The following is a 16,704-nucleotide window of genomic DNA, read 5'->3' on the forward strand; positions in this document are numbered from 1 at the left end:
CTAAAGAACCCGCCCAAAAGGCGGGTTTTTGCTTTTCTGGGGTAGGACTCTTCATCGAACACGTTCGATTATTCGGCCAGAGGCCTCACCCTGCGGGCCAACGCTAAAGCGTTGTTCAATCCGGTGCAAGCACCGGTTGTCCGAGTTCGGCACCCTATTTAGAAGAACCCGCCTATGGCGGGTTTTTTGCTTCCCAACATAAATGCTAATATCCCCTTTTCCTGATAAACAGAATCCAGCATGCCATCGTCTTATCGTCGCTGTCTCACCCTCGTTATCGCGCTGATTATCGGCGTTGGCTCCCCCATGCTGGCGCAGGCCAGGCCCGATCTGGAACGTAAAATCGGCACAACCCTGGTCGATTCGAAATCACCTGATTATCAATTCAGCGATCTGCGCTTCACTTCGGCGGACGGTCAGCGCCGTTATCGTGTCCGCATAATAAAACCGCGCATTGCTCCGCCCTTGGGCGGCTTTTCGGTTATCTACTTCCTGGACGGCAACGCAGTATTGATGGAGTTGAACGCCCAGTTGCTGGCTCAGCTTGCCGTACAAAAACAGCCGCCGGTTCTGGTGCTACTCAGCTATGACAACGATCTGCGTATCGACTCCAAAGGCCGCAGTTACGACTACACACCGGCTTCGCAACAAGGTTCAGGAAAGCAGCCCCATGGCGGTGCAGACGCTTTCCTTAAACTGATCGAAACCCAGATTAAGCCTGCCGTTGCCGCTCAGGTCACCGTTAACCCGCAGCAGCAAACGCTGTGGGGGCACTCTTATGGTGGCCTTTTCGTTCTGCATACTCTGTTAACCCAACCTGCTACTTTCCAGAATTACATCGCGGTGGAACCTTCGCTGTGGTGGGGGAAAGGTTTTATCCTGCAAGAAGCGCAACGTGTTATGGATAGGCATCCGTCTTTGTCCGCCCATTTACAGTTGTGGATCGGCGGTGCGGAGAAAATGCGTGAAGCCCCGCCGATTATCAGGCAGAGTCAGCTACCCGCAGATGCGGCTCATGGCCTGGCCACACAGCTGGCGACACTTGACGGACTTAAGGTTGACTATCGGGAATGGCCCGGCTTAGACCATGGGGCAATGTTAGGTGCGGCCATACCGCCGGCTTTGGAAGGCATAGCCAAAGGCGAGGCGGCGGGTAAATAAGGGTTTAAAAGCGGTTTCTGGGAAAAGGCTGTACGCGGCGGCTCCCCTTTGGCAAGTTAACTTGCTCTACCGGTGGAGCCTGAATAGCTAATGTATTTCCTGGATGGGGCCCTGGTGAGGCACAATAGGAATAGATAGACTGAGCAGGACCAAAGGCTATTTATTACCGCGTATTACGTTATTTTCTGGCCCTGTCGCAGCTAATATAGCCCCTTGGGTACGTGACGGGAACGGGTGAAAACCACCCTTGTAATACATTATGAAAAGTGATAGTTAAACCGGTTGGAGAAACCTCCGTTTGATTGCGCTGCCTAATAATTATCACAGGGAATTATATTATAACGATGAATATCAATATTACCGACCAACCGAACCCGAAAGACGAAGAGTTTGTGATTGACAGTCTTTGGGCCCACAACGCCAAAATTGAACCCGTCGATATCCACCCCTTATTCCTGACCGTCACCGATGACGAGGGTAAAATCGTTGCCGGACTGGTTGCCAGAACCTGGTGGGGCGGGCTTGAAGTGCAGTATCTTTGGGTCAGCGACCAATACCGTAAAAGCGGTTATGGCCGTCAACTGATGGTACAGGCCGAAGAAGAGGCCAAGAAACGCGGTTGCCACATGGCCTATGTCGATACTTTCGATTTTCAGGCCCGCGGCTTTTATGAAAAATTGGGCTATCAGGTTTACGGCAACTTAGGCGACTATGCCAAACAGCATACGCGTCACTACCTGGCGAAAAAGATTTAACCCAATTCCAGTCGGTGAGGTCAGAATGGATTCGCCCGATAAAAGTAATGAATTCTATTTGAAAGGCCTGATTGCCATGATGGAGCACTTAAGTGAGCCATGGGGCATCAAGGACCTGGCATCCCATCATCTTTACATGAACCGGGCCGCCTACCTCTATACCAATACGCCATTAAATTTTGATATAGCCGGTAAGCGAGACGACGAGTTCCCCGCCGACTGGGCCGAATCTGCAGCCGATTTTGTAGAACATGACAAAATGACCGAGATCTCGCGGGATCGGGTTGCCGTGATAGAAACACATTATTGGTACGGGAAAGACAGCCTGACACCGTTTATCAGCGAAAAACTGCCTATCTACAACGACAAGAAAGAAGTCTTCGGGGTAATGTGGAATGCCAAACCGCTTAACACCTTATCCCCGCTTAACTATATCAACCATCAAAAACCCAGCGTACTAACCACAGAAACCAACAGCACCATTTTTACCCGGGCTGAGCTGGACGTTATATTTTTAATGCTGCAACGGCTGTCGGTGAAAGAAATCGCCAAAATATATAACATCAGCAATAAGACCATAGAAAATAGAATATATAATATTTATCAAAAATCTGATGTCCACACACAGCAGCAATTTGAGGAATTTTGCAAATATGCTCAGCTGGACAGCTACATTCCCGATCGCCTGATAGCTAAAGGCATCCAGTTTATTTAAATAGCAAGGAATACCTCACCGTGATCAAAATCGAAGACTATCCGTTAACCCGGGTACCTCAGGATAAAAGAGTCTCGTTTTTAAGCGTAGCCATAGTGCATATGGGCATGCTGACCGCGCTCGATCAGTTTATGCTCGGGGCCGTACTCGGCCACTCCATGACGCTGCTCGATGCATTTACCGCTATTTTCATCGGCAGCCTGATCTTTGGCGTGGTGACCTATGGCCTGGGCCTGGCGGGCATGCGCGAAGGGATCTCCGGCAGCCTGTTGGCCCGTTGGTGCGGCTTTGGTCGACTCGGATCGGTGTTGATCGGGGTGGTAGTGGCCGTCAGCCTGCTGGGCTGGTTTGGCATTCAAAACGCCATCTTCGCCAAGTCGCTGGATTTCGCGTTGGGGAACAAGCTGGGCTTTGGTCTGGCGGCCGGTCTGTCCGGCACCCTGCTGACCATTCTGGTGGCGTTCGGCTTCAAAGCCTTGCGTATCGCCGCCAGGATTGCGGTACCGATGTTTATTATGCTGGTGGCCTATATCTCCATCATCACCCTCACCGGCCACAATCTGCCTGAAATTATCCAATTGGTACCACCAGGCGAACCGCTGTCGATCAGCGCCGGTATCACTATCGTGGTCGGCGGTGCGATTGTCGCCAGCCTGATGACGCCGGATCTGACGCGCTATTCCAAGAACGGCAAGCATGTCTTTGGCGTCACCATTTTCACCATCATTGCCGGGGAATTCGTGGTTAACGGCCTGGCGATACTGATCGCCAAAACGCTGGGCACGGCGGATGTGGTCACCATCATGTCACAGGTCGCCGGTGGTGCAGGCCTGCTGGTCGTGGTGTTCTCTACCCTCAGGGTTAACGACCTCAACCTGTATTCCTCTTCGCTGGGCATCGTTAACGCCGTCGAAGGCATGACGGGCAAAAGACTGAAGTACACCGCCACCACCCTGGTGATCGGCGTGCTGGGCACCACATTGTCAGTACTGGGGATCCTCGACCGCTTCGTCGACTTCCTGACGGTGCTTGGCGTGGTGTTCCCGCCGATTATCGGCGTCATGCTGGTAGATTATTATCTGCTGCGTACTCACCGTAAAATTCTCGACGAGAGCCGTCGCGAAGGGAAATTGCCGGACCAGACGCCAACTATCGGCTGGGCGGCGATCATCGCCAGCATCGTCGGCAGCATTGTCGGCTTGGTGACTGAGTGGGGCGTGCCGACCATCAACTCTCTGCTGGCTGCCAGCCTGATCTATTGGGTATTTAAATTGGCCATGAGTCGTTCTCAGAAACCTGCGCCTGCGCAAAGCTGATTGATATCCCTACTCTCCCGCGCTGGGGAGTGGGGATAATCGAAACAGAAAGGGTGTTTGATTAAGTTGTCGCCACCTTTTTTAGGCGCAACAAATTGATATCGGTCGGCTAAAAAGCCGACTGGCATCAATATGAAAGCGGGTTTTTTACTGCGAAGGTAAAACAGAAGACGTAGTGGGGATCCCTGGTGTCGGTAGCTAAAACATCCTTTAATACCCAGAGAATGGAAACGCCTCCCTCCCCGAGCTTTTTATTATAGAAGTTGTCAGACAATCGTTTATTAACCGTTTTGACCGTCAAGAAACACTTCAGTGTGGATGAACAGTAGCTCACGGAAACCACCGTGGTCAACACAAAAGTAGACACAAAACCCACTTTTGTGTCCACTTTCCTCAGTCTTAAACCTAACCAATTGATTTATATTTAATTACCTTTGTTTTACATTTTACTCATCATGATAAAAGCATCAGCTGGTATGATACGTGAAAGATCAAAGCTCATTTCCAATGATTAATCAGCCGGTTACCGCCCCTACCTCAGCGTCAGTTCTGGACAATGTCGGCGCGTGCGATATAGTAATGCCGGCCAGAATATTGTAAGGAATGCTTATGAAGACCACTAACGCGCAGCGCAAAATCAACATCATTAAGAATATTGAATATCTGATGCGCACCCGGGGCGAAACTAAAGCATCCTTCTCTAACCGCACTGGCCTGACGCGTACCACCATCTATAAAATTCTCGACGGTCGGGTTAACAACGTGCAGCAGGCCACCGTCAACCGGATTTCAGATTTCTTTGGCGTTTCCTGTGAAGAGATCGAAGATTATGATCTGGCCAAGCTGGAACTGCTCAATGAAACGCTCTCTACCGAAGGCAATAAAAACCCTTCCGCTGTGCCCGTTATTCCTCAGTCGCGTTTTTTAGCAGTTACCGGTTGGAAAGTCGGCCAACTGGTGACGGAGTTCCCTTTGACTTATTTCTTCGGCGATGAGTCAAATATGGTAGCAATGAAAATAGAGACCGAAATAAAAGGTTCATTTATTCCAGGCGAGGTGATTATTATAAAACGCCCGCCGGTGCTGGTTTGCGATTCGCCTTTATTGTATCACTCGGGAAAAAATGGCTTCTTTGTGGTTAACGACAAAGAAGATTACTGCATGGAAAAAAATCATCAGGATACCGTGCAATTCCTGGGTTATATCTTTGGAGAACGGCTATAAATGGAACCGAATCAAAAGTTCAAGCTATTGGGCTTTACCCGGCATGGCACCCTCGCCGCCAATGTCATGATATTGGCCACCGGCAAAACCATCACCATGGGGCTCAATGAGCTGGCCGACAGCGAAATATCGGAAGATCTGAGCCGCCATGAGCTGCAGGCGCTGTACCGCAAAATCTACGGTAACAATCAGCAGCAAACCGCCTATGAACTCAGCGATCGCCATGAACGATCGTGGTACGCCTACCTGATCATTACCGTCGCACTCAGCGTGATTTATATCTTCTCAACCCTGTGTGGCGTCAAACCGATTCAAATTCCCGCATTGAACCTCATCACTCCCCCGGCGATTTTTATTTACCCCCTCACCTTTATCCTGGTGGATATTCTGAACGAGTTTTACGGGCTGCGACTGGCCAGGCGCACCATCATCATCTCGTTTATGGCAAACCTGATTTTCGTGCTGGGCGTCTGGGTCACCACCTTGGTACCCAGTATTCCGCAGTGGGAGTTCAGCAAGACCTATGACGGCATCGTCCACAGCATCATGGCGGTCCTGGTGGCGTCGTCTGCGGCCTATTTAATCTCCGAGAACGTCAACTCTTACCTGCTGTGCAAAATCAAAGAGCTGACCAACTCCCGCTACCTGTTTGTGCGCGTGATCACCAGCACCGTGGTCGCCTCGGCCATCGACAGCGTGGTGTTTTGCACGCTGGCGTTCTACAACGTTCTGAGCTGGGATATCATCAAGACCATGATCCTGTCACAATTCTTGATCAAGGTGGTCTACGCCCTGGTGGGTGTCGGGCCGATTTACGCCGCTCGCAGCCTGTTTAACCGCTATATCAATACCGATCATGCAAGGAGCAATGAATATGCATATCAAAAAACAAGATAAAATCACCCATCTTGGCGCAAACTCCGATTATCCGGACCAGTACGCTCCCGAATTGCTCGAGGCCCTGCCACGCTCACGCGGTCGGGATCTGATCGGTGTAGATGAACAAAACCTGCCGTTCAGCGGCTTTGATCTGTGGACCGCCTTCGAGCTTTCCTGGCTCAACGCCAAAGGCAAGCCGGTGGTAGGCATTGGTGAATTCACCCTGCCCCATTCTTCCACCAACCTGATCGAGTCCAAGTCATTCAAACTTTATCTCAACAGCTTTAACCAGACGCGCTTCGATAGCGTGGAACAGGTGAGTGCCGCGATGCAAAAAGACCTGTCGCAAGCGGCAAACGGTCAGGTTGGGGTTAAGCTCTATCCGGGTCTGGACGGATATTCGCCGCAGATCGATAGCCTGCCGGGCATCAATATCGACGATCTGGATATTGCCGTCGATGATTTCGACTTTAAGCCGGAATATCTGCACGGTGCAGCAGACCAACAAGGGGACATCGTGACCGAAACCCTGTCGTCCAACCTGCTGAAATCCAACTGTCTGGTCACCAACCAGCCGGACTGGGGCAGCGTGGTGATCCACTATCAGGGCCGGAAAATCGATCGCGAGCGCCTGCTGCGCTACCTGATCTCCTTCCGCCAGCATAACGAGTTCCACGAGCAGTGTGTCGAGCGCATTTTCAACGACATCAAGCAAAGCTGCCAACCGGAAAAGCTCAGCGTTTTTGCCCGCTATACCCGCCGCGGCGGCCTGGACATCAACCCGTTCCGCAGCGACTTCGAAACGGCGCCAACCCTCGGTCGTCTGATCCGACAATAAGCTTCCCCATCAATGCCCCCATGCGGGGCATTATTTTTCCCCTGTTCATCTCCTTGTTATTTTTCGCTATTACCGTCGTTAGCAACTATCTTCAAAGCAAACCTCAGGGAGTTTAACGACGCATGCCTGACTTTTCGCGCAGAGAAATACTGCGGGCTGCCGCCATCGGATCGGCTTTTTCACTGTTACCCGCGTCGATCCGCAAAGCCTTGGCGATCCCAGCCAATAACCGCACCGGCACCATCAACGATGTCGAACACGTGGTGATCCTGATGCAGGAAAACCGTTCCTTCGACCATTACTTCGGCACGCTGCCCGGCGTACGCGGCTTTAGCGATCGCATAACCATTCCTTTGCCCGACAACCGTCACGTCTGGCAACAGCAAGGGGAAGATCGACTGGTGCTGCCTTACCATCTGGACAGCAAACGTGGCAATGCCCAGCGGGTGAGCGGCACGCCGCACTCGTGGGTGGATGAGCAAGCTGCCTGGGACAGCGGCCGCATGAGCGCCTGGCCAACCTACAAAACGCCGACCTCGATGGGTTATTACCGTCGGCATGAGCTGCCCTTCCAGTTTGCCCTGGCCGAAACCTTCACCCTGTGCGACGCCTATCATTGCTCGATCCACGCCGGCACTAACACCAATCGCTTGTTCCACTGGACCGGCACTAACGGCCCGACGGCAGCCGAGGTCGCCGTAGTGGTCAACGAATGGGACAGCCCAGGCCCACCCGACGTTGGCTACCAATGGCAAACCTATCCCGAACGGCTGGAAGCCAGCGGCGTCAGTTGGAAGGTCTACCAGTTTTTACCGGATAACTTCACCGACAACCCTTTGGCGGGGTTCCATCAGTACCGTGCGGCCAGCGTGAAAGTGGGCAATCCGGCGCAGCCATCGAAGGACTTTACTGCCTTTGTCCCCTACCGCGACAAGCTGAACGCCGAAGCGCCGTTATACAAAGGCAATGGCAATACGCTGCCGGCGGCGGACGGCAACGATTTAGAGGCCATGTTGGCCGGTTTCCGCGCCGACGTGCAGCAAGGCAAATTGCCGCAGGTAAGCTGGATCATCGCTCCGGCGGCCTACTCGGAACACCCCGGGCCTTCCAGCCCGGTGCAGGGTGGGTGGTTTACCCAGGAGATCCTCAATGCGCTGACGGAGAATCCCGAGGTGTGGAGTAAAACCGTGCTGCTGGTCAATTACGACGAGAACGACGGCTTCTTCGATCATATGCCGTCGCCCTCCGCACCGTCACTGCGTGAAGATGGCACCTTCGCCGGTAAATCGACGGTGCCGTTCGACAGTGAAATCTTTCAGCATGTCGCCCCGCCAGGTTCACAGGAACAACCGCCGCCGGACGGCCGCATCTATGGCCCCGGCCCACGTGTGCCCATGCTGGTGCTGTCGCCCTGGAGCCGCGGTGGCTGGGTTAATTCACAGGTGTTCGACCACACTTCAGTGCTGCAATTTCTCGAGAAGCGCTTCCAGGTACACGAACCCAATATCAGCGCCTGGCGACGCGCGGTATGTGGCGATCTCACTTCGGCCTTCAACTTTGTCGATCCCAACGGGGAAACCTTGCCCAACCTGCCCGCCACCAGCCGCCATTCCGCCGACAGCCTGCGCCAGCGGCAGGAGCAATTGCCGCAGGTGCCTCTGCCGGCAGTAGACAAACAACAGTTGCCGCATCAGGCACGACTGGCACGCCCTTCACGCGCCCTGCCTTATCAATTGCATGTTGAAGAAACTCTCTCCCCCAGCCAGCAATTATTGACGCTCAACCTGTACAACACCGGGGCACAGGGGGTGGTATTTCACGTTTACGACCGGTTGGATTTGAACCAGATCCCACGGCGCTATACCGTCGAGGCCGGCAAAACGCTCAGCGATAACTGGTCCGTGACGAACCAGTATCACCTGTGGCTGCTGGGCCCGAACGGCTTTCATCGTGAACTGCGCGGCGCCATTGGGCAACCGCAGCCGCAAGTCCGCCTGACGCCGCAAGGCGACCACTTGTCATTAACCCTCACTAACCCCACCCGCCAGGCTATAACCGTGACTATCGCCCGCTGCCCTTATACGCAAAACGGCCCCTGGTCGATTGAGCTGCCGGCAGGAGAGCGCCACCAGCAGGCCTTTGACGCCAGGGCCAGCGGAGGTTGGTACGATATTTCACTGCAGGCTTCTGACGGTTGGCAACGCCGCATGGCCGGGCGGCTAGAGAACGGCGAGCACAACGTCAGCGATCCGCTAATGGGCAAAGCCTAAGATATCCGCACGGGGGTGTTCAAAAAGCGAAAGGATATGGATTATCATTAGCCTCTTTATTCAACACCCCATGCCCAAGGATCTCCATGCCTGCCGTTCTTATTGCCAAAGCCAGCCGTTGGCTGGCCGCCTGCGCCCTGCTGATGGTCAGCGCCGTACAGGCCGCACCGATCGTAGTCACCGATGTCGCGGGTCGAGAAGTCACCCTGCAGCAGCCCGCCCAACGGGTGATCCTGGCCGATGCCCGCGCGCTGCTGGCACTGAATATCCTGCATCCGCAGGAGCCGTTGAAAAATATCATCGCCTGGGATAACTCGCTGAAGGTGAAGGCACCGGATCTGGTGGAGGCCTACGCGAAAAAATTCCCGCAGGTGATGCAGATCCCCACCTTCGATAATCCTTACGTCAGCGATTTCAGCGTAGAAAGCGCCGTTGTCCGTAAGCCGGATCTGATCATTTTCGACATCGGCCTGCTGAGCAAGCTGAAGGACAGCGGCGTGCTGGCCCAGTTGGAAAAAATCGGCATCCCGGTACTGATTATCGACTTCCGTCAGCAGCCGCTGACCAACACCGTCGCCAGCATGCAACTGTTGGGCAAGGTGTTTGACGAACAGCAAAATGCCGACGCCTTTATCCAGCTCTACCAGCAACGTCTGGATCTGGTACGCCAGCGGGTGGCTACGCTGAAGCCGGAACAGCGCCCCAGCGTGTTTATCGAACGCAGCGCCGGCATGAAAGGCGAGCAGTGCTGCAACACCTTCGGCAAGGGCAGCTTTGGCCAATTTATCGATACCGCCGGCGGCAACAACATCGGCAGTAAACTGTTCCCGGAAATGGGCGGTGAGGTGAACGTGGAACAGATGATCGCCAGCAACCCGGATTTCTATCTGATGACCGGCGCCGACTGGAGCCGCGGTCATAAAGGTACATTGGCGGTTCCCTTGGGCTATGCCACCGATACCGCCACCACAGAGAAAAAGCTGGCGGTACTGATGAATCGCACCGGACTGAACGTGCTGAAGGCGGTAAAGGAAAAACGCGTGATGGCGATTTACCACCAGTTCTATGACACGCCGCTGAATTTTATTGCGGTCGAGGCCATCGCCAAATTCCTGCACCCGGACTTATTTAAAGATATTGATCCGCAAGCGGATATTGAAATGGTGCACCATAAATTCACGGCGCTGGATTACAGCGGCGTGTTTTGGGTCACCGCAAAATAATCCCCCGCTCGGGGCCCGCCGGCCGGGCTCCGACACCTTTCCCCGCCACTTGCTTACCGGTTGAATTATTCCGCAACAAAGCTATTTACTTGCCAATAATTATCATTAAGATTGTCATTTCTAAAAAAACACATCCGGGTTCGAAACTTTTAAGGCATTATTATGTCAATTCTTTTTCGTCTTTCGCTGTTGGCGGCTTCCGTTGCCATGGCGCTGCCAGTCCTTGCTGCTGATAATAAATCTCAAAATGATGCGCCTGCCGACACTATTACCGTCGTCGGCAACTGGCTGGATAACCCGGATACCAGTTCGGTGTTGCTCAACCACCCCGGCGCACGTTCCATCGTGACCGAACAACAAATGCATGAACAAGGCGACCAGACCATTGCCGATACCCTGCGCGGCGTGCCTGGCGTGCAGGTGCGCGACAGCAACGGTACCGGCGGCAGCGACATTTCGCTCAACGTCGGCGTACGTGGCCTGACTTCTCGCCTTTCACCTCGCTCCACCATTTTGATGGACGGCGTCCCCTTGGCGGTCGCGCCTTACGGTCAGCCACAGCTGTCGATGGCACCGCTGTCGATTGGCAGCCTGCAATCGGTTGACGTGGTGCGCGGCGGTGGCGCGGTGCGTTACGGGCCGCAAAACGTCGGCGGCGTGATTAACTTCGTCACCAAGGACATCCCGAAAACCTTCGGTGGCGCGGCCAGCGTCCAGACCCAGGGGGCCAGCCACGGCGGCCTGAAAACCCTGACCAGCACCTCGCTCGGCGGCACCGCCGACAACGGTTTCGGCGCAGAGCTGCTGTATTCCGGCCTGCACGGCCAGGGCTATCGCGACAACAACGACAATACCGACATCGACGATTTCATGCTGAAAACGCGCTATGCGTTTACCGATCGCGATGAGTTACTGGCCAATTTCCACTATTACGATGCAAAATCCGGCATGCCGGGCGGGCTGAGCAGCGCGCAGTATGCGCAAAATCCGTTCCAGTCGACCCGTCCGTGGGACCAGTTCGAAGGTCGCCGCAAGGACATGTCGTTCAAATATAAGCACCAGGAAGACGACAAGCAGTTCGAAGTGCTGACGTATTTCACCGACAGCTATCGTGGCAGCAGCATCGAATCGGAAGGCACCGGTAAAAACGCCGGGATGAAACGTATGGTGTCTTACCCACGCCACTACTCCACCTGGGCGATCGAACCCAGCTACTCGCAGGTCTTCCGTTTCTGGGACATGGCGCACGAGATCACCCTCGGTTACCGCTACCTGAACGAAACCATGGATGAAAAAGCGTCCCGTTCAGCCTGGTACAACCCGGCAGATATCGGTTCTACGCCGGAAACGCCGGATTACTATCAGCACACCTCCGGCGGCACCGCAGCCCACGCACTCTACATTGACGACACCATTAACGTCGGCAACTGGACGGTTACGCCGGGCCTGCGCTATGAAAGCATCCGCACCCATGTGGACGATTCGTTCAACAACATCAGCCGCGAGAAGAGCTACAGCGAACCGCTGCCGTCACTGAACGTCATGTACCACATGTCAGACGCCTGGAAGCTGTTCGCCAACGCCAACACCTCGTTCGGCAGCATGCAGTACTTCCAGCTGACCAAGGGTGGCAACGGCAACCAACCCGCGCCGGGCCTGACGGCGGAAAAAGCCCATACCTATGAATTCGGTACCCGTTATGACGACACCATCGTCAAAGCCGAGGCCACGCTGTTCTATATCGATTTCGATAACCAGCTGCAGTACATCAGCAACGACGTCGGCTGGACCAACATGGGCGCCACCAAGCACAAGGGTATCGAGCTGGCGCTCAGCTACGATCTCAGCGAACTGAACCGCGCGCTGGATGGCGTAAGCGTCTATACCAGCTACACCTATACCAAAGCCAGCACCGACAAGGGCGACTTCGCCGGTAAGGATTTGCCGTTCTATTCACGCCAGGTGTATACCGTCGGCACCCGCTACGCCACCGGCAGTTGGGTGTGGAATCTGGACAGCTATGCCCAGTCCAAGCAGCACTCGCCGGGCACCGGGCCGGATTACGTCACGCAGGAAAGCGCCGACGGCCAGTTTGGCAACATCGCCGGGTATATGGTGTGGAATATGCGTGGGGAGTATAACTTCGGGCCGCAGCTGTCAAATCTGACGCTGGGTGCCGGGGTGAAAAACCTGTTCGATCAGCGCTACTTCACCCGCTCCAACGACAACAACTTCGGCAAGTACGTCGGTGAACCGCGCACCTTCTTCGTGCAGGGTTCCGTGGCGTTCTAAGCATCAGCGCCCTCTTCGGGGGGCGCTGCTCTCAGCGACAGTGCAGACGAAACAGGCGCGCCAGGTGTGCGCCCATCGGCGTCAGCGTGGTGTCCTTACGCTGAATCAGATAAAACGTCGCCTTTGGTAAGCTTTCTTCCAGCGCCAGCGGCACCAGATGCTTACCCAGTATTGGGTCAGAGATCACATCTACCGATAAAATACTGACGAAATCACTTTGCGCCACCAGGCTGGTGCAGGCCATAAATGTCTCACAGGTCACGCTGATTGACGGCGCCATTCCCAAATCCCCGAACAGATCGTGCAGCAGGCGATAGTAGCTGCCTTTGGGCGTCGGCATGGTCCAGTCGCAGTGCTGCAGCTGTTTCAGGGACGTCGCTCCTTCCATCGGATGCCCCTTGCGCACCACCACCTTGTACTCTTTTTCCATCAGCCGTTCGTACTGTAATTCATTGTCCAGGCTGCTGGGGTAATAAGTATTGACGGTAAAATCCAGCTCGCCCTGGCGCAGCTCCGGGATCATCGATACCAGCTGTCCTTCGACAATCCGTACTTTGACCTTCGGGTATTCACGATGAAACTGAGTGATAACCTGCGGCATGACGGTGCGCGCAATGCTGCCGCCTACGCCGATATTCACCGAACCACCCGCCAGCCCCAGCCGTTGCTGAATATCCTCCTGCGCCACCCGCAGCTCTTCGAGGATCAGGCTGGCATGCTGGAAAAAGTTATCGCCGCAGTCGGTCAGCACCACGCCCTGGCTGCGGCGAATAAACAGCTTGGCCCCCAGCACCTGCTCCAGCTCCTGAATCGACTTGGTTAACGCAGGCTGGGAAAGGCGTGAAGTGCGGCTGGCGGCGCGGATGCTGCCCTGGCGACTGACTTCTACAAACGCACGTAATTGGTGCAATTTTATTGAGGCTGGCATAGGCAAATGGCGATAACCATTGTTTATCAATAGCAAGATATTGGCATCTTATTTAGCCTGATTCCATTGTGTACATTCGAAAAAAACAGAATATATAACCAAATTCTTATTTCGCTTAATTAAGCGCATTTTCTGCGCCGATAAGCGCTATTCACGGCAGTTAGTCACTAAATACGTCTTTTTTTCATTAAATAGCTTCACCGTCTGATTTGGTTCAGCGCACCACTGCTGCCCGGCATTTACCTGGGCGCGATAACTTATGAGATATCAAAATGAATAATCCGCTTTCGATGTTGGTGACCGATCTGTACCCGCAGCTGCAAGCCTGGCGGCGTGACTTTCACCGCTACGCCGAGTCCGGCTGGTTTGAATTCCGCACCGCTACCCTGGTGGCGGAAGAGCTGGATCGGCTGGGCTACCGCCTGCAACTGGGTCGTGAAGTGATTAACGCCGACGCCCGCATGGGGTTACCGTCGGCCGAGGCTCTGCAGGCTCAGGAGCAGCGCGCCCGCGAACAGGGTGCGCTGGAAAAATGGCTGCCACATTTTTCCGGCGGCTTCGCCGGTATTGTCGCCACGCTGGATACCGGCCGCCCCGGGCCGGTGATCGCCTATCGCGTTGACATGGACGCGCTCGATCTCAACGAAAAGCTGCAGCCGGATCACCTGCCGTTTCGCGAAGGTTTTGCCTCCTGCAACAGCGGCATGATGCATGCATGCGGTCACGATGGCCACACCACCATCGGCCTGGGACTGGCACACGTTTTCAAAAGCCTGGAGCCTCAGCTCAACGGCACCATCAAACTGATTTTCCAACCGGCGGAGGAAGGCACCCGCGGCGCAAAATCCATGGTGGAAGCCGGCGTAGTGGACGACGTTGATTTCTTCACTGCGGTGCATATCGGCACCGGCGTGCCGGCCGGCGAACTGGTGTGCGGCAGCGACAGCTTTATGGCGACCAGCAAACTCGACGTCACCTACCGTGGCGTGGCCGCCCATGCGGGGGCCAAACCGGAAGATGGCCGCAATGCGCTGCTGGCGGCGGCACAGGCCACGCTGGGGCTGTACGCCATTCCACGCCACAGCGAAGGCAGCTCGCGCATCAACGTCGGTGTGCTGCAGGCAGGGACCGGTCGTAATGTGATCGCCGACCACGCATTTATGAAAGTAGAAACCCGCGGCGCCACCAATGCCATCAACGAATTTGTCTACCAGCAGGCGCTGAACGTGATTGAGGGCGCGGCAAAAATGCACGGCGTTGAGTGCGATATCGCACTGATGGGCGCGGCGCAGAGCAGCAAACCGACCCAGCCGTGGGTGGACTACATTCACCGACAGGCGCAGGGCATTGCCGAACTGAGTTCGGTGGTCGACCGCCGCGAGCAGGCCGCCGGTTCAGAAGACGCAACCTACATGATGGAACGGGTGAAATCGCACGGCGGGCAGGCCTCGTACGTAATCTTCGGCACCGAGTTGAGCGCCGGGCACCACAATGAGAAGTTTGATTTTAACGAACAGGTCATGGCGGTGGCAGTGAAAACGCTGGCGTCGCTGGCGCTTAACCTGCCTACTTTTGGGAGCCAAGCATGAGCCATCCACAGCTGCTGAAGTTTATCCATCACTACATTGACCAACACCAGCCGCGTTTTAGCGCACTGAGCGACAGCATCTGGGATCACCCGGAAACACGCTTTACCGAAACCTATTCTGCCAATTTGCTGGCCGATGCGCTGGAGCAAGAAGGTTTTACGCTTGAACGCGGCGTCGGCGGCATTGAAACCGCATTTATCGCCAGCTATGGCAGCGGCCAGCCGGTGATCGCCCTGCTGGGCGAGTACGACGCCCTTGCCGGATTAAGCCAACGGTCAGGCTGCGCCACGCCGCAACCGCTGGTCGAAAACGGGAACGGGCACGGCTGTGGTCACAACCTGTTGGGCACCGCCGCATTGGCGGGAGCCTTCGCGGTCAAAGCCTGGATGCAGCAACAGCACCTGACCGGCACCGTGCGTTTCTACGGCTGCCCTGGCGAAGAGGGCGGTTCCGGCAAAACCTTTATGGTACGCGAAGGGCTGTTCGATGACGTCGACGCCGCACTCACCTGGCACCCCGAAGGCTTCAGCGGCATGTTCAATACCAGCACCCTGGCCAATATTCAGGCGGCGTTTCAGTTCAAGGGGGTCGCCGCGCACGCCGCCAACTCACCCCACCTTGGCCGCAGCGCGCTGGATGCCGTGACATTGATGAACACCGGTGCCAACTTCCTGCGTGAGCACATCGTGCAGGAAGCGCGATTGCACTATGCGGTTACCAATACCGGCGGCAGCTCGCCCAATGTGGTGCAAGCCGACGCCGAAGTGCTGTATCTGATCCGCGCGCCGCAGCTCGATCAAGCGCAGGATATTTACCAGCGAGTGATCAACATTGCCAAGGGTGCGGCGCTAATGACCGATACCCAAATGACGGTACGTTTCGACAAGGCCTGTTCCAACTATGTGCCAAACCGCAGCATGGAGCAGGTGATGTATCGCCACGTCTGTGGCTTCGGTCTGCCGGAGTACAGCGAGGAGGAGCGCAGCTTCGCCACCGAGATCCGCCAAACGCTGAACAAGGACGACCTGCGTAATGCCAAGTTGAATATCGCCCGGACTGGCGGGGCGGCCGGGCGTGAATGGGTGCAAAACCTGGGCGACAAGGTACTGATGGATGAAGTCGCGCCTTATGTGGCCTCAGAAGATCTGCTGTACGGCTCCACCGACGTCGGCGACGTCAGTTGGGTGACGCCGACCGCTCAGTGCTTCAGCCCGTGCTTTGCGCTCGGCACCCCGCTGCACACCTGGCAACTGGTGGCGCAGGGCCGCACCTCTATTGCGCACAAGGGCATGTGCCTGGCAGGCAAGGTGATGGCGGCCACCGCCATCGATCTGTTGAGCGACAGCGCTCTGCTGGCGGAGTGCCGCCGCGAGTTCGAACGTCAACGAACAGAACAGCCGTACAGTTGCCCAATCCCGTCGGGGGTTAAACCTTCGCCGTTAAAATAAAGACAGAACGACACAGGCCCACCCACGGGCCTGTGAAAATAATTATAAATAAATCAAATAATAAAA

General features: G+C 55.3%; 13 protein-coding genes. 12 read left to right on the forward strand and 1 reads right to left on the reverse strand.

Going from position 1 to position 16,704, the window contains the following annotated elements; translation table 11 throughout:
• Window positions 1–240 precede the first annotated feature (240 nt).
• The 10 genes from AAZT04_RS17565 (at window position 241) to AAZT04_RS17610 (ending at window position 12,673) form a co-directional block, all read left to right on the forward strand.
• On the forward strand, window positions 241–1,161 hold the full coding sequence (locus tag AAZT04_RS17565; protein WP_129983983.1) for an alpha/beta hydrolase: 921 nt from the start codon (window positions 241–243) through the stop codon (window positions 1,159–1,161).
• Between the two features lie 344 nt (window positions 1,162–1,505).
• On the forward strand, window positions 1,506–1,916 hold the full coding sequence (locus AAZT04_RS17570) for a GNAT family N-acetyltransferase (RefSeq protein ID WP_020828618.1): 411 nt from the start codon (window positions 1,506–1,508) through the stop codon (window positions 1,914–1,916).
• 25 nt (window positions 1,917–1,941) lie between these two features.
• Window positions 1,942–2,631 carry a helix-turn-helix transcriptional regulator gene (locus AAZT04_RS17575; RefSeq protein WP_261450056.1) on the forward strand — a complete coding sequence of 230 codons (690 nt, stop codon included), beginning with the start codon at window positions 1,942–1,944 and terminating at the stop codon, window positions 2,629–2,631.
• 20 nt (window positions 2,632–2,651) lie between these two features.
• Window positions 2,652–3,947, forward strand: a complete 1,296-nt coding sequence (locus tag AAZT04_RS17580) for a cytosine permease (protein ID WP_434681145.1) — start codon at window positions 2,652–2,654, stop codon at window positions 3,945–3,947.
• A 609-nt stretch (window positions 3,948–4,556) separates the two neighbouring features.
• A complete protein-coding gene (locus AAZT04_RS17585; protein WP_197821376.1) occupies window positions 4,557–5,171 on the forward strand; it encodes a helix-turn-helix domain-containing protein in 615 nt (204 codons plus the stop codon).
• Window positions 5,172–6,068 carry a queuosine precursor transporter gene (locus AAZT04_RS17590; RefSeq protein WP_020828622.1) on the forward strand — a complete coding sequence of 299 codons (897 nt, stop codon included), beginning with the start codon at window positions 5,172–5,174 and terminating at the stop codon, window positions 6,066–6,068.
• Window positions 6,046–6,888, forward strand: a complete 843-nt coding sequence (gene queF / locus AAZT04_RS17595; protein WP_048759769.1) for an NADPH-dependent 7-cyano-7-deazaguanine reductase QueF — start codon at window positions 6,046–6,048, stop codon at window positions 6,886–6,888. The genes AAZT04_RS17590 and queF overlap by 23 nt, the downstream gene beginning before the upstream one ends.
• A gap of 122 nt (window positions 6,889–7,010) precedes the next feature.
• Window positions 7,011–9,158, forward strand: coding sequence for a phosphocholine-specific phospholipase C (locus AAZT04_RS17600; protein WP_434681148.1), 2,148 nt, complete (start codon window positions 7,011–7,013; stop codon window positions 9,156–9,158).
• A 143-nt stretch (window positions 9,159–9,301) separates the two neighbouring features.
• Window positions 9,302–10,381 (forward strand): ABC transporter substrate-binding protein, encoded by a 1,080-nt coding sequence (locus tag AAZT04_RS17605; RefSeq protein ID WP_369982364.1) that lies wholly within the window; start codon window positions 9,302–9,304, stop codon window positions 10,379–10,381.
• Between the two features lie 162 nt (window positions 10,382–10,543).
• Window positions 10,544–12,673, forward strand: coding sequence for a TonB-dependent receptor family protein (locus AAZT04_RS17610; protein WP_020828626.1), 2,130 nt, complete (start codon window positions 10,544–10,546; stop codon window positions 12,671–12,673).
• Between the two features lie 31 nt (window positions 12,674–12,704).
• On the opposite strand, the gene AAZT04_RS17615 is transcribed toward AAZT04_RS17610, so the two are convergent.
• Window positions 12,705–13,601, reverse strand: coding sequence for a LysR family transcriptional regulator (locus AAZT04_RS17615; RefSeq protein ID WP_041414962.1), 897 nt, complete (start codon window positions 13,599–13,601; stop codon window positions 12,705–12,707).
• 272 nt (window positions 13,602–13,873) lie between these two features.
• On the opposite strand from AAZT04_RS17615, the gene AAZT04_RS17620 reads away from it, so the two are divergent.
• The gene (locus tag AAZT04_RS17620) at window positions 13,874–15,190 is read left to right on the forward strand and encodes a M20 family metallo-hydrolase (protein WP_020828628.1); all 1,317 of its coding nucleotides are present in this window, start codon (window positions 13,874–13,876) and stop codon (window positions 15,188–15,190) included.
• A complete protein-coding gene (locus AAZT04_RS17625; protein ID WP_046372632.1) occupies window positions 15,187–16,638 on the forward strand; it encodes a M20 family metallopeptidase in 1,452 nt (483 codons plus the stop codon). The genes AAZT04_RS17620 and AAZT04_RS17625 overlap by 4 nt, the downstream gene beginning before the upstream one ends.
• Window positions 16,639–16,704: the final 66 nt, after the last annotated feature.

The organism is Serratia sp. Je.1.23.a (genome assembly GCF_051129805.1).
GTDB lineage: Bacteria > Pseudomonadota > Gammaproteobacteria > Enterobacterales > Enterobacteriaceae > Serratia > Serratia liquefaciens.

Excerpts from the sequence above, each read along its gene's own strand:
- AAZT04_RS17590 (WP_020828622.1), top strand. The coding sequence starts at position 5,172 with ATGGAACCGAATCAAAAGTTCAAGCTATTGGGCTTTACCCGGCATGGC.
- AAZT04_RS17600 (WP_434681148.1), top strand. The coding sequence starts at position 7,011 with ATGCCTGACTTTTCGCGCAGAGAAATACTGCGGGCTGCCGCCATCGGA.
- AAZT04_RS17570 (WP_020828618.1), top strand. The coding sequence starts at position 1,506 with ATGAATATCAATATTACCGACCAACCGAACCCGAAAGACGAAGAGTTT.
- AAZT04_RS17615 (WP_041414962.1), bottom strand. The coding sequence starts at position 13,601 with ATGCCAGCCTCAATAAAATTGCACCAATTACGTGCGTTTGTAGAAGTC.
- AAZT04_RS17575 (WP_261450056.1), top strand. The coding sequence starts at position 1,942 with ATGGATTCGCCCGATAAAAGTAATGAATTCTATTTGAAAGGCCTGATT.
- AAZT04_RS17565 (WP_129983983.1), top strand. The coding sequence starts at position 241 with ATGCCATCGTCTTATCGTCGCTGTCTCACCCTCGTTATCGCGCTGATT.
- queF (WP_048759769.1), top strand. The coding sequence starts at position 6,046 with ATGCATATCAAAAAACAAGATAAAATCACCCATCTTGGCGCAAACTCC.
- AAZT04_RS17585 (WP_197821376.1), top strand. The coding sequence starts at position 4,557 with ATGAAGACCACTAACGCGCAGCGCAAAATCAACATCATTAAGAATATT.
- AAZT04_RS17610 (WP_020828626.1), top strand. The coding sequence starts at position 10,544 with ATGTCAATTCTTTTTCGTCTTTCGCTGTTGGCGGCTTCCGTTGCCATG.
- AAZT04_RS17620 (WP_020828628.1), top strand. The coding sequence starts at position 13,874 with ATGAATAATCCGCTTTCGATGTTGGTGACCGATCTGTACCCGCAGCTG.
- AAZT04_RS17605 (WP_369982364.1), top strand. The coding sequence starts at position 9,302 with ATGGTCAGCGCCGTACAGGCCGCACCGATCGTAGTCACCGATGTCGCG.
- AAZT04_RS17625 (WP_046372632.1), top strand. The coding sequence starts at position 15,187 with ATGAGCCATCCACAGCTGCTGAAGTTTATCCATCACTACATTGACCAA.